Source organism: Candidatus Paceibacterota bacterium, assembly GCA_041660505.1.
Taxonomy (GTDB): Bacteria; Patescibacteriota; Minisyncoccia; order Phycocordibacterales; family JACRKE01; genus JBAZWG01.
Map to the genome: position 1 here is coordinate 20,781 of JBAZWG010000001.1, position 12,306 is coordinate 33,086.

Annotated in this window: 18 protein-coding genes and 2 tRNA genes; 12 read left to right on the plus strand and 8 right to left on the minus strand. The window is 46.7% G+C overall.

Annotated features, from left to right (window positions below):
• Positions 1-7: 7 nt before the first annotated feature.
• Positions 8-310, plus strand: coding sequence for a hypothetical protein (locus WC764_00120; GenBank protein MFA6006129.1), 303 nt, complete (start codon positions 8-10; stop codon positions 308-310).
• 93 nt (positions 311-403) lie between these two features.
• Here the strand turns inward: WC764_00120 and WC764_00125 are convergent, their stop codons facing one another.
• The 4 genes from WC764_00125 to WC764_00140 form a co-directional block, all read right to left on the minus strand.
• Entirely contained in the window at positions 404-1,390 is a 987-nt protein-coding gene (locus tag WC764_00125; GenBank protein MFA6006130.1) for a redox-regulated ATPase YchF, read from the minus strand.
• A 5-nt stretch (positions 1,391-1,395) separates the two neighbouring features.
• A complete protein-coding gene (locus tag WC764_00130) occupies positions 1,396-1,632 on the minus strand; it encodes a hypothetical protein (protein ID MFA6006131.1) in 237 nt (78 codons plus the stop codon).
• 99 nt (positions 1,633-1,731) lie between these two features.
• Complete coding sequence (locus WC764_00135; GenBank protein MFA6006132.1) at positions 1,732-3,723, minus strand: sodium-translocating pyrophosphatase; 1,992 nt, start codon at positions 3,721-3,723, stop codon at positions 1,732-1,734.
• Between the two features lie 53 nt (positions 3,724-3,776).
• A complete protein-coding gene (locus WC764_00140; GenBank protein MFA6006133.1) occupies positions 3,777-4,805 on the minus strand; it encodes a glyceraldehyde 3-phosphate dehydrogenase NAD-binding domain-containing protein in 1,029 nt (342 codons plus the stop codon).
• Positions 4,806-4,869: 64 nt separating this feature from the next.
• Between WC764_00140 and WC764_00145 the strand changes: the two genes are divergently transcribed.
• Positions 4,870-5,289 (plus strand): NUDIX hydrolase, encoded by a 420-nt coding sequence (locus tag WC764_00145; GenBank protein ID MFA6006134.1) that lies wholly within the window; start codon positions 4,870-4,872, stop codon positions 5,287-5,289.
• On the opposite strand, the gene WC764_00150 is transcribed toward WC764_00145, so the two are convergent.
• Positions 5,276-6,073, minus strand: a complete 798-nt coding sequence (locus WC764_00150; protein MFA6006135.1) for a hypothetical protein — start codon at positions 6,071-6,073, stop codon at positions 5,276-5,278. The two genes, WC764_00145 and WC764_00150, sit on opposite strands and share 14 nt — an antisense overlap.
• 120 nt (positions 6,074-6,193) lie before the next feature.
• On the opposite strand from WC764_00150, the gene WC764_00155 reads away from it, so the two are divergent.
• A complete protein-coding gene (locus WC764_00155) occupies positions 6,194-6,361 on the plus strand; it encodes a hypothetical protein (GenBank protein MFA6006136.1) in 168 nt (55 codons plus the stop codon).
• Positions 6,362-6,455: 94 nt separating this feature from the next.
• On the opposite strand, the gene WC764_00160 is transcribed toward WC764_00155, so the two are convergent.
• Positions 6,456-6,526 (minus strand) — tRNA-Ala (locus tag WC764_00160).
• Positions 6,527-6,589: 63 nt separating this feature from the next.
• Between WC764_00160 and WC764_00165 the strand changes: the two genes are divergently transcribed.
• The 3 genes from WC764_00165 to WC764_00175 all read left to right on the plus strand — a co-directional run bounded on the left by WC764_00165 (position 6,590) and on the right by WC764_00175 (position 8,067).
• Positions 6,590-6,663, plus strand: a tRNA-Val gene (locus WC764_00165).
• A gap of 154 nt (positions 6,664-6,817) precedes the next feature.
• On the plus strand, positions 6,818-7,366 hold the full coding sequence (locus WC764_00170; GenBank protein MFA6006137.1) for a hypothetical protein: 549 nt from the start codon (positions 6,818-6,820) through the stop codon (positions 7,364-7,366).
• Between the two features lie 101 nt (positions 7,367-7,467).
• Entirely contained in the window at positions 7,468-8,067 is a 600-nt protein-coding gene (locus tag WC764_00175) for a VTT domain-containing protein (protein MFA6006138.1), read from the plus strand.
• A gap of 46 nt (positions 8,068-8,113) precedes the next feature.
• On the opposite strand, the gene WC764_00180 is transcribed toward WC764_00175, so the two are convergent.
• A complete protein-coding gene (locus tag WC764_00180) occupies positions 8,114-8,545 on the minus strand; it encodes a hypothetical protein (protein MFA6006139.1) in 432 nt (143 codons plus the stop codon).
• Positions 8,546-8,672: 127 nt separating this feature from the next.
• Between WC764_00180 and WC764_00185 the strand changes: the two genes are divergently transcribed.
• The 6 genes from WC764_00185 to WC764_00210 all read left to right on the plus strand — a co-directional run bounded on the left by WC764_00185 (position 8,673) and on the right by WC764_00210 (position 11,641).
• Positions 8,673-8,906, plus strand: a complete 234-nt coding sequence (locus WC764_00185; protein MFA6006140.1) for an SHOCT domain-containing protein — start codon at positions 8,673-8,675, stop codon at positions 8,904-8,906.
• Between the two features lie 14 nt (positions 8,907-8,920).
• The gene (locus WC764_00190) at positions 8,921-9,691 is read left to right on the plus strand and encodes a class I SAM-dependent methyltransferase (GenBank protein ID MFA6006141.1); all 771 of its coding nucleotides are present in this window, start codon (positions 8,921-8,923) and stop codon (positions 9,689-9,691) included.
• Positions 9,692-9,693: 2 nt separating this feature from the next.
• Positions 9,694-10,452, plus strand: coding sequence for a PD-(D/E)XK nuclease family protein (locus tag WC764_00195; protein MFA6006142.1), 759 nt, complete (start codon positions 9,694-9,696; stop codon positions 10,450-10,452).
• The gene (locus WC764_00200) at positions 10,442-10,594 is read left to right on the plus strand and encodes a hypothetical protein (GenBank protein MFA6006143.1); all 153 of its coding nucleotides are present in this window, start codon (positions 10,442-10,444) and stop codon (positions 10,592-10,594) included. Before WC764_00195 ends, WC764_00200 begins: the two co-directional genes overlap by 11 nt.
• 52 nt (positions 10,595-10,646) lie before the next feature.
• Positions 10,647-10,937: a hypothetical protein gene (locus WC764_00205; GenBank protein ID MFA6006144.1), complete on the plus strand. Its 291-nt coding sequence runs from the start codon at positions 10,647-10,649 to the stop codon at positions 10,935-10,937.
• 77 nt (positions 10,938-11,014) lie between these two features.
• The gene (locus tag WC764_00210; GenBank protein ID MFA6006145.1) at positions 11,015-11,641 is read left to right on the plus strand and encodes a transposase; all 627 of its coding nucleotides are present in this window, start codon (positions 11,015-11,017) and stop codon (positions 11,639-11,641) included.
• A 40-nt stretch (positions 11,642-11,681) separates the two neighbouring features.
• Here WC764_00210 and WC764_00215 read toward each other — a convergent pair whose 3' ends face one another.
• On the minus strand, positions 11,682-12,293 hold the full coding sequence (locus WC764_00215) for an ElyC/SanA/YdcF family protein (protein MFA6006146.1): 612 nt from the start codon (positions 12,291-12,293) through the stop codon (positions 11,682-11,684).
• Positions 12,294-12,306 lie beyond the last annotated feature (13 nt).

The following is a 12,306-nucleotide window of genomic DNA, read 5'->3' on the forward strand; positions in this document are numbered from 1 at the left end:
GATTCTCATGCGATGGACTTGCATTATCGAGTTCAATCGTCACGATGACGGCAGTATCAAGCACCGCATCATCGGACTCGAGATGGATCTCGAGTCGGCAGTTCAAGCAGAGATCTCGAGGTATCTCGGTTCCGTCAAGGAGCCGCTCCGATCTGGAGCCAAGCGAGGCCATGTCCGCATCAAAGGAGGTGACGAGGACGTGGACTCGGCCAGCGTCAAGGTGGACGTGATTATCGCCTTGATAGAGCTGGTGCGAGCAGTGGTCGCCAAGGAGAGGACCAGAGTTCGGCTGATGATGCCAGCCGCATGAGACCCGAAAGGAGGTGAAGATATGGACTATGGTGGTCCTGCTTCACTTAACTCCCGCCCGCCGCGAGCGTCATCGCGGCATCTTGGTCTCTACTTAAATTTTAAACTCGATTACGTCGCCGTCTTTGACTATGTAGTCTTTGCCTTCGGTTTTTACTAGACCTTTTTCTCTGGCTTGGGCGTAACCATTATTTTCTAGCAAATCTTTCCAAGAGACGACTTCTGCTCGGATAAATTTATCTTTAAAGTCATTATGTATTGCAGTCCCCGCTTCCGGCGCCGTTGAGCCTTTCTTGATTGTCCATGCCCGCGACTCATCTTCGCCTGTTGTAAAATAAGTAATTAACCCCAGAAGCTCATAGCTCTTCTTAATCAAGTCATCTAACCCTTTCTCAAATATCGGGTCTATCTTAATGACTGTCCCCGGTAACTCTATATCTTTATTCTCGCTCGCTTCAGACGTGTTGAGTACATATAATATAGGCTTAGCAGAAAGTAAATTAAGCTGTTTATATAAAGACTTCTCGAATTCACTAGGAATGATTTCGCGCGCTGGTTTACCCGCCTCTAGCTTCTCTTTTATTTTCAGTAATAATTCTTTAAGCAATACAGCCTCTTTGTCTCCGCGCTTAAAGTCGCGTTCATTGCTTTGTAGGCGCTTCTCTACCACATCCATATCAGCCAAGATAAGCTCCATCTCGATGACTTCGATATCATCGTAAGGCGAAACCTTACCCGAGACGTGAATGATGTTAGAGTCTTCAAAAGTGCGGACGACCTGCGCAATGGCGTCCACCTCGCGTATGTGCGACAAGAATGCATTACCGAGCCCCTCGCCCTTCGAAGCGCCTTTTACCAATCCCGCAATATCAACGAACTCGATAGCTGCAGGGATTGTTTTCTTCGAATTAGAGAGTTTAGAAAGTTGCCAGAGTCTGTCATCCGGCACTTCGACAATTCCGACAGACGGATCAATAGTGCAGAAAGGATAATTCTCCGCCGGCACCGACTTCTTCGTCAGTGCATTAAATAATGTGGACTTTCCCACATTTGGTAACCCAACAATACCTATCGAGAGCATTTAGATTATTTGAATTTATCTTGCAGACTTTTGAATTCAGTCTCGTGCGACTTAATAACCTGCATTACTGCTTCTTGCTGGTTTATGCCGTTGTCTGTTTTACGCTTAACCTCCTCTGCCACGGTTTGGAAAAACTGCGGATTTTCAGTAACCAGTGCAACAAGTTTATCTATTGGATTATCGAGAATTTTTCCTCCAAGCTGACTTTTTATCAGCTTGCGCATGAGCATTTCTTTGAACATGATTTTCACCTCACCCTAACCCTCTCCGAAGGAGAGGGAACGGACGAGAATTTGAATTTGTTTTACTCCCTCCCCTTCGGGGAGGGCGGGGTGAGGTTATTATACCAGAAATGGAGCAATCAAGAGTGCAACAATAGTCGCAACTTTGATCATCGGGTTGATGGCCGGGCCGGCAGTGTCCTTGTACGGGTCACCGACAGTATCACCAGTTACGGCTGCTTGGTGGGCAGGCGACTTTTTGCCGCCGTAGTTACCCTCTTCGATAAATTTCTTGGCATTGTCCCACGCGGCACCACCCGATGTCATCGAGACTGCCACGAAGATTCCTGTGACAATCATGCCGACGAGGAGTCCACCAAGCGCCTGCGCACCGAGGCCGAAGCCGACAATAAGCGGGAAGACGAGCGGAATTAGAGCTGGCAAAATCATCTGCTTCAGTGCCGCCTTAGTCACAATATCAACTGCCGCGGCATAATCTGGCTTGGCCTTGTACTCCATGATGCCCGGGATCTCGCGGAACTGACGGCGAACCTCATCCACGATAGCACCGCCCGCCTTGGCCACTGCCTCCATCGCGAGCGAGCCAAAGAGGAATGGCATCATGCCGCCGATCAGTAAACCGATAATGACTTTGACGTCACTAAGGTCAAACGCGGTGTTGGTGTTAGTTAATTCCTGTGTATAGGCCGAGAAGAGCACGAGGGCGGCGAGACCTGCCGATGCAATAGCGTAACCCTTCGTGACCGCCTTGGTCGTGTTACCGACGGCATCCAATGGATCTGTAATAGCGCGGACCGATTCCGGTAAGCCTGCCATCTCGGCAATACCACCGGCGTTGTCGGTAATAGGCCCGAATGCGTCGATCGCGATAATAATACCAGAAAGTGAAAGCATGCTCATTGTGGCAAGTGCAATGCCGTAGAGACCCGCATCCTGACCGGCTGTCGAATATGCGTAATAGATACCGAGAGAGATGACAATAATCGGAAGGGCGGTCGCCTGCATCGAAACTGCGAGGCCGGAGATCATGTTGGTGCCGTGGCCTGTCGTGGAAGCCTTAGCAATGCGCTGTACGGGGCCGAATGATTTGGAGGTGTAGTATTCTGTGATGAGAACCATAGCAATCGTTACGAAGAGGCCGATCATGAGCGGCCAGAAGGCGTGGAGCTCCGGTGGGAGTGTGACGAGATTGTTGGGAGTCGTAAGTAGCCAAAAGAGTATCGCCTGCAATACCATTGCAACGGCGAGGCCCTTATACATTGCGGCCATGATACCCTTGGAAATTTTAACGAACAGTGTCCCGATAATACTGGAGAAAATCGCGAGTGCACCAATGAGCAGTGGGAACTCGACAATCATCACCTGGTCCGGGAATTTGAGCGCACCGAGAATCATTACGGCAATTGCTGATACGACGTACGTCTCGAAGAGGTCTGCGGCCATGCCCGCATCATCGCCAACATTATCTCCTACGTTGTCGGCGATAACGGCGGGGTTACGGGGATCATCCTCTGGTATACCTGCCTCAACTTTACCTACGAGGTCGGCACCGACATCAGCACCTTTGGTGAATATTCCGCCACCAAGTCTCGCGAATACCGAGATGAGCGATGCACCGAAGCCGAGCCCGACGAGTGCCTTGATGTCACCTGTAATATAGTATAAAAGTGTAACTGAAAGGAGAGCTAGACCGACAACGAAGAATCCTGTGACCGCGCCGCCTTTGAAGGCAAGTGAGAACGCCTGAGACAGACCCTTCTTCGCCTCCTCGGTCACACGCGAGTTTGTTTTAACCGCAACGGTCATACCTACATATCCCGCAAGCATTGATGCCAAGGCGCCAACAATGAATGCAACGGCGGTCACTTGACTAATGAACCACCAAAGCAGAATAGCGGTAATAGCACCGACGGCGAGTACGGTCGTGTTCTGGCGCTTGAGGTAAGCTTTTGCTCCCTGCTCAATAGCCTGCTGGATAGAGACCATTTTCTCGTCGCCAGGCGACTTCTTCATTATTATAGAGATGAGTATCACCCCATAGACGATTGAGACGATTGACGCCCCGATTGCCATTACCACAATAGTAGACATGTATAAAAAGCTAGTTTTTAATAATACTGGCTTATAATAACGTTTCTTTAGAATTATGCAAGCGCCTTCACGCTATGCATTAGGAGTGTGGCGACATAACCCCACTCGTTGTCGTACCAAGAAAGCACTTTGACCAGGTCACCGTCTACGACTTTTGTGAAGTTCAGATCTACAATTGCACCATACGGTTCACCGATAATGTCTGATGAGACAAGCTGTTCTGTCGTCGTCTTCATAATCCCATGCCAGCGTGGGTCGGCCTCGGCTTTCTTGAATATATTATTAACCTCATCGACTGTCGTTTGGCGCGAAGATATAAAAGTAATATCTGCAAGAGAACCGGTAATGACTGGCACACGGAAGGCCAAGCCGTCAAACTTCTTTTCTAATGCGGGAATTGCGCGGGTAACGGCGATAGCGGCGCCGGTCGTTGACGGCACAATGTTGTGCCCGGCTGCACGACCTCTGCGATAGTCCGTGCCATCCCGTACCGGAGCGTCGTTCGTGCTCTGGGTGTTGGTAATACCGTGAACAGTGCTCAATATCGCTTTCTTAATACCCAACCCTTCTTGTAAAATCTGCATGACCGGCGAAGCGGAATTAGTGGTGCATGAAGCATTAGAGGATATTGCGCAGGTCTTTAACTTACCGTCATTCACACCCATAAGCACGGTGGCACCGCCGCTTGTGCCCTCAGCATCCTTCGCCGGTGCAGTGATTATCGCGCGTTTGGCGCCGGCGTTGATATGTCCCTCTGCCTTCTCGAAGGATTCGAAAAATCCGGTAGACTCGATAGCGAGGTCAATCCCCAACTTGCCCCAAGGCAACATTGCCGGATCTTTCTCATTCAAAAACTGGATAGTTTTACCGGCGATAGTAAAGGTGCGATTGGCTTCGTCTACTATAATGTCATGATGATATTTGCCATAGACAGAATCGTGCTTCAGTAAGTAAGCAAGATTAGCGACACTGCCAAGATCGTTAATAGCGATAATATCAAACTCCGGCCGGCCGAAAGCTTGGCGGAAGAACAGTCTCCCAATTCTCCCAAAACCATTAATGGCAACTTTTTTCTTTGGCATAAATTTGCAAGTTAGTTACGTGTCATATATTGTATCAGTGACTAGAGTCAATTCCAAAAATATTATGCACAGAGAACTGCAAGTCGGTGTTAAAATTCTGCTAAAAAACAAATCAGGAAGGTATCTGCTTATTCGCCGTAACCCGAAAAAGTATCCGGAAATCGGTCCAAAGTGGGACATTGTTGGTGGCAGGATCAAACCCGGGACAGGCTTAGTGCCAAATTTAAAAAGAGAGGTCAAAGAAGAAACCGGTTTGATTCTAAAATGCAAACCCACGCTTGTTGCCGCGCAAGATATCTTGCGCATTCCGGAACGCCATGTTGTCAGACTTACCTATCAGGGTACAATCGTCGGCACACCAAAAATAGATTCAGAGAGCTTAGAATACAAATGGTTTACAAAAGAGGAGATATTCAAACTCTCGCAAAAAGAGATTGATATTTATTTCAAAGAACTAATTAGGCTCAAGCTTATAGATTGGTAGTCTTCAGCTCAGCGATTTCAGCTGGTCGTTTGCCGGTGAGAATCGGGGAGGTGTTTACGTCTATGAAGAAAATCTCGCCGGTAGGCTTGACGCAATATTCAGTATAAATCGGATTACTCTCCTTGGGCTTCAAATGAGGGAATATGTATTTAAGCGCACGTACAGCATATTCTTTGCCATCTTGAAGGTCTTGGCCTTCACCCCCAGTCCAATTAAAGTGCATATCGGGAGCGTCTGGATTGAACTCTGCTTCGAATTTCTGACAGTCCGTCACATTTAGGTAGTGCGGTCCTTTCCACGTTTCAATATTAGTTTTCCCGGACGGTGAGACAATGATAGTGCCTGCCATAATCGGCTCGCAGTATTCCTTAACCTCTACAGTCCATGAAGCGAATCCTCCTGGCAGTTCTTCACCGAATTTACAAATCTCATCAAGGCTTCCATCTATTAGTCTCCTCACTTCACCCATTTCCTTTGATTTGCAACGAATGATGAAGTGTTCGTTTTTCTGTTCCAAAAGTTTTTCTTTGATGTCATCGATTGAATTAAACAAACCGTAATGACGCAACTGCGGCAGGCCAAATTTCCTCATCCCTTCCTCTTTATGATTATTCTGAAATATAAAATCGTCGTATACCTCTTGACTGATCCGGCCAGCTTCAAACAGGCTCTTCGCCCAAAAATCCAAACCCTGTTTTTCCTTAGTTCGCTCCTTTATGTTTACGTTTGTTTTCTGTTCACTCGATGTTAAATTGACCTCCCCAAATTGTTTTATTTCTTCCATCTTTCGATTATATCATAATAATCCATAGCCCGTATTTGACGCAAAATTTTGGGTGTGGTACTATGACGCCTTGTTTTTGTACGCACCCGAGACACAATACTGCTTTGCAGCGGAGGATTTATGTGGAGAATTGTTAGAGATGATTCGCGGCCGATACCCGCATCCCCAATCGAATTCTTCACTGAATTCATGAGGGACGATCCGGTTGCCGGCTGGGCGCTGGTTTTGAGCGCTGTCGCGCTCGCGATCAGTATCGCCGGCCAGTTTGCCGGCGTGGTTCATCCCTAGCCGCGTCCTCTCGGGCGCCCAATTCGACGGGAGCACAACACTCCCGTCGTACACAAAGGACATGTCGTTATCCGCGACGTGTTTTTTGTTTTTTTGGACCTATCGGGAGTCGAACCCGAACTCCATCCATGCCATGGATGTGTGATACCGCTTCACCATAGGCCCGTCAACGTTTTGTAAGTATAACAAAATTATGCTTAAATATCTAGACACGCGCAATAATATTGCGCACCCTTAGCTCAGTTGGTTAGAGCGCACGATTCACATTCGTGAGGTCTCAGGTTCGAACCCTGAAGGGTGCACACTCGGTGTGCGGCCTAACCTCGCAACTGCTTGCGAGGTGGCAGGGCGAGAAAGACTTTTCAATATCGCTAAGCAATCTGAAAAGTACCCGCGACGGTAGTCGAGAACCCTGAAGGGTGCACAGTCGCTCCATAAAAATACGAACTAACTCTTTTGACGGAGCATCTGATACGTGATATTATACATTTCGACTTCTTGTTCCTTACCAAGCTTACTGTAGGAGGAAAGCCGATGCCCGGTCACATGTCTAATTCTGAAGAGTTACTACCACTCCTCCCTATGCCGGCTGATAACGAGGTGTTCGAATTGACGCTCGACGGCGACCTCGCCACCAATCAGCCTAGCGCCATGATCGCCGAGTTCGTCAGTGGGCATGGGGAGTTCGAGTACAGAGGGCGACTTATCGTTGGCATAGAGACGCGCCGCTTCAGGTGGGTATCTATTGGCAGGCAGTTTGGCCTCGCCACAGTGAAGCGAGCACTGGCGGGGCAGAAAGTTCCTGAATGCCAATGGCTGAACGCCGTCGTGGCAAAGTACGAGATAACTCCGCACCTGCGAGGTATAGCCAACGCCTCGTGGGTCTCGCCCGACTTCCACGCCAACCTGTTCCCGTACATAAATTCAGGCGGGAACATCAGCCTCGAGTTTCCTGGTGTCCATATGGGCGGGTATTGGCGGTGGCTGGTCGAAATGGAGGAATGACCACCTGATTCTGGTCCTTGGTGTTGCCCCGCGTAGTCAGTTTGATACGCGGGGCTTCTGTTTATGGTTTCGCAAGTGCTATAATAAGAACTACAATTTTTATGTTCAACATTCCTAAACTTATCGCCGCTATCGGATACTTCGGTATCGGCGGGATTATCTTCGCCGAGTCGGGACTATTCTTCGGGTTCTTCTTGCCCGGTGACAGCCTGCTCTTTACCGCCGGATTCTTGGCCTCGCAGAACTTACTGAACATTTGGGCTCTCTTAATACTAACGTTCGTCTGTGCAGTACTTGGCGATCAGGTCGGATACTGGTTTGGCCGAAAGGCGGGGCCGAAGATATTTACAAAAGAAGAGTCTATCTTCTTTCATAAAGACCACATTACGCGCACGCAAGACTACTTTGCTATCCACGGCAAGAAGACAATAATCCTCGCTCGCTTCATCCCCATAATCCGCACATTCGCACCGATAATGGCAGGGGTCGGCAATATGGAATATTCGACATTTCTCTCATACAATATTATTGGTGGATTCGGTTGGACATTCGGCCTCACCCTCGCTGGGTACTTCCTTGGTAGTGTTATCCCGGACGTGGATAAATATCTACTGCCGATAATCACTGTCATTATTATATTATCGGTATTACCAGCAATTAAGCACTTCATCGTTGATGGCAGAAGAACGAAAGAAAAATAAGAACCTCCTGATTTCTCAAGGGGTTCTTATTTTCTAGAAGACTGTCTTATTGAGAGACTGTGGTTGTGGTCACAGGAGGAATAACTACTGTACCATTCTTCGCGGCGGCAAGAGCGGCATCAGCAGCCTTCTTCTCGGCGGCAAATGTTTCATTCGCCAACTGTATGGCAGCCTTGCGCTTCTCGTTCGCTGCCTTGATGGCGGCTACATGAACTTTTACCGCAGCCGTTATCGCTGACTTCTTTCCCTCGCGCTCGGCTTTAGCCTTATCTTGTAGCGCCTTTCTTTCCGTCTTTGCTTTTTCCAGAGCGGCCTTTTTATCTTCTCTCGCTTTCTCTGCTATCGCCTTTGCTTCTTGGCGCTTCGCTTCAATCTGTGCTTTAACGCTTCCAGCGTCCGGTGCGGCCGTTGTCTGAGCCAATACCGGTGCCGCCATAAGCATCAAACCTACTATCGCTAACTTCGATACATTTTTCATAAAAAAATAATTACTTGTAATACTTTAAGTATAGCACACTTCAAATAAAGTTTTCCACTTACAAAGTTTCTGCTACCTGTTATAATTATAAAGGGCATTAGTAATAAATTAGTAATAAATTTTTATGATGAACTATTCGAATTTTGGAACTATGGGATTCGGTTGGGTCGTGAGCCTAATTGGCACACTCTGGATTATACTTTTAATAGCAGCGATGATCGCCCTGATTAAATATCTTATGGGCGAGATTTCCGACACCAACCGCAAGCACCGTTCACCGATGGAAATGGTCAAGGAGCGTTATGCCAAGGGCGACATCGACAAGAAGGAATTCGACACCTTGCGCAAAGACCTGAAATAAAACATACTTGTCTTATGGACAAGAAGGATACAAGCTGGGAGAATGTGGCTGTCTGGTACGACAGCCACTTGCATTCATCAGACACTTATCAGGAGCAGGTTATTTTACCTAAACTTACGGAGCTACTAATGCTTGCACCGGATGACACTTTGCTTGATTTAGCTTGCGGTCAGGGTTATTTTTCTCACGCGCTACTCCCCTTTGTCGGACACGTTATCGGTGTAGATATGTCAGAGTCATTAATAGATTTTGCGCGCAAAGCTACACAGATCAAGGATCTCGAACGCATAGAATTCCATGTGAGCGAATCGCACAAGCTTGCCATGCTTGCCGACGCGAGCGTGGATAAAATTATCATAGTACTTGCTCTGCAAAATATCAGGGAGCTGGAAACGACGTTGCAAGAATGCGCCCGCGTTCTTAGGCCGTCCGGTAGTCTGCACATCGTCCTTAATCATCCTATGTTCAGAATTCCCAAATACAGCGACTGGCGCTACGACACAGCCAAGAAGGCGCAAGTACGCGAGGTGTGGCGTTATTATTCTGAATTCAGCTCGTCTATTATTATGAACCCCGGAGCGAAGAAGGATAAACAAACGACGGTATCGTTTCATCGACCGCTTGCATCATTTATAAAAGCCGGAGCAAAGGCGGGATTCTTGTTGTCGAATCTGGAAGAATGGGCTTCTAATAAAGAGAGTGAACCGGGTCCGAAAGCCCAACTCGAGAACATTGCCCGCAAGGAGATACCGCTCTTTATGTATTTGCAATTACAGAAGAAATAATCATGTCTAAATACTATTCAGGCAAACGCAGTAGAAATATTTATGAATCCGACTCGAAGACACCGTTCCGTTTGAGCCGTTCTAAAATAGATTTATTTTTAAACTGTAAGCGCTGTTTCTATCTAGACAGAAAGCTTGGCGTTGGTCAACCGCCCGGATACCCTTTCAGTCTTAACTCTGCCGTTGATACTTTATTAAAAAAAGAATTTGATATTCACCGTGCCGCACATACGCCACATCCGATGATGTCGGCTTACGGCTTGGATGCTATTCCATTTCATCATGAGAAGATGGATGAGTGGCGCGACGCGCTACGCGGAGGCATTACATATACTGATCCGGAAACTAACTTCTATGTCACAGGCGGAGTTGATGATGTCTGGCGTCATGCACCGGAAGGCCAGCTCATAATAGTAGACTATAAGGCCACGTCTAAGACGTCTGAAGTATCGTTGGATGCCGACTGGCAGATCGGTTACAAACGCCAAATGGAAGTGTACCAATGGCTCTTCCGTATGAACGGCTTCGATGTATCCGAAACAGGCTACTTCGTCTACTGCAACGGCGATACCGACAAAGAAGCCTTCGACGGTAAACTTGAGTTCAATATCAAGCTCATTCCATATAAAGGCGACCCGAGCTGGATACCTCAAACGCTCAAAGATATCAAATCGTGTCTCGAATCCGCAGATTTGCCAGATTCGAGTCCTGATTGCGACTATTGTCTATATAGAAAGCTAACTAAAGAATATGAAAGGTAATACGTATACCAAAGCAGGTAAAAAACAAGGCCGGCCGGCATTCCGCACCGCGTCAGTCTATCGCAATAACAAAGGCGTGAAGACTCGCGCGATAAAAGCCTCGTTCAACGGCTTCAGCGGGAATCAAAAATTTCCAAAATAACCTTCAAATAGAGAGTTGAACTCTCTGAAATTAAGGATAAAATAACTATTACATGAGCATACTATTGATTGTAGGAATAATTATAAATACAATGGCTTTTGGAGTAATGGGGTTTCGTAATCAGAAACTAGGCATAAAAGTACCAAAAATATTGCTAAGAGAAATATTTAATATTCCAATTACTGTTATTTACTATTTGAGTTTTGTAGTGATTTTACTTTCTCCTGATAGTTGGCTACAAAAAATAATAATAGCTTTATCAATGCAATTTTTGATTAACCACATTATCTGGGGATCTATAACTGGTATTGTTGCGGGTATAATAGTACGAAGGAATAAATAATAAGTAGTAATTCAGACTTTTCCACAACTAGAGAGTTCAACTCTCTATAATAAGGCTTTTTGTGATAAACTGATTTTATGGACAGGGCACCAATTGAAGAAGACACATTTCATCATGTTTATAACCGTGGCGTTGATAAGCGAACGATCTTCGAAGACGACGCAGACCATCGAAGATTTATCCTATACCTGAATGTCTTGAATGACACACAGATTGAGAGCCCAAACACCTTTGAGGCGCTCGAGCGACGACATAAAGATTCACCACTTGGCGAGCGGTTGGTGAATATTTGCGCATTCTGTCTTATGCCTAACCATTTTCATCTATTGCTACACGAGCGTACACCTGGAGGAATAAGCAAATTTATGCAAAGACTGGGGACAGCATACACACTATATTTCAATGAGAAACATAAACGGAGCGGTGCATTGTTCCAGGGCAGATACAAAAACCGAATTATTGACGACGAGGAGTACTTGCTCCATGTCATTGATTATATACATTGCAATCCTAATTCAATCGCCGGAGTCGAGGAATATTTATGGTCCAGCTACCATGATTTTTGCGGAAGCAAAAAGTTTAAACAATTACTGGGAACAGATGTATTATCCGAGTTTACCGAAATTCCAAAGAACTATGCTTCTTGGTTAAGGTCGCGAGGCAATTTTTCTGAAATAAAGCATATTACGATCGATGAAAGCTAAAATATCCTTTAAATAGAGAGTTGAACTCTCTAGGATAAGGTTATTTCTCGAGAAAGGTACGTGTGAAGGGCAAGTTAATTTCCAGCCAGGCTTTTATGCTTGCGGCGTACTCCCTTTTGGCATAGGTTGCTTCTGCTTTAGTGTTGGTTGATGAGGCCGCTATTCCGATCGAGCTTAGCCCGAGATTATTGCAGAGATACAGGGCTCGCGGGAGATGAAACTTTTGGGTTACTAAGATAGTATTCTTTATATTATAGACGGTAGCGGCGTTATAACATGAGGCGAAGGTTGAGTTGCCATTATAATCGAGAACAAGTTGGTCTGATTTGGCACCGTGCGCAAGGGCAAACTTTTTCATCGCGTCGGGCTCGTTGTGGCCAAGGTCAGAGGCGCCGGATAGGAGCAACTTCCCCACCTTACCCTGTTGCAAGAGTTCTATGCCCTTCACCACTCTTGCTTCGAGCATGTCACGCGGAGTGCCATCGGGCTTGAGCCCTGCGCCGAAGACTAACCCGACGATTGTGCTCGTCGCTAAGGTATCCTGCATAATGATTTGACTTGCGTATGCGGACTGGACGCGGAAAATCGCCCCGAGTATAATAAGAATGAGTAGCAAGGCAATAAAGCCTAGCAACTTAATTATCAATTTCATTAGTATACTATAC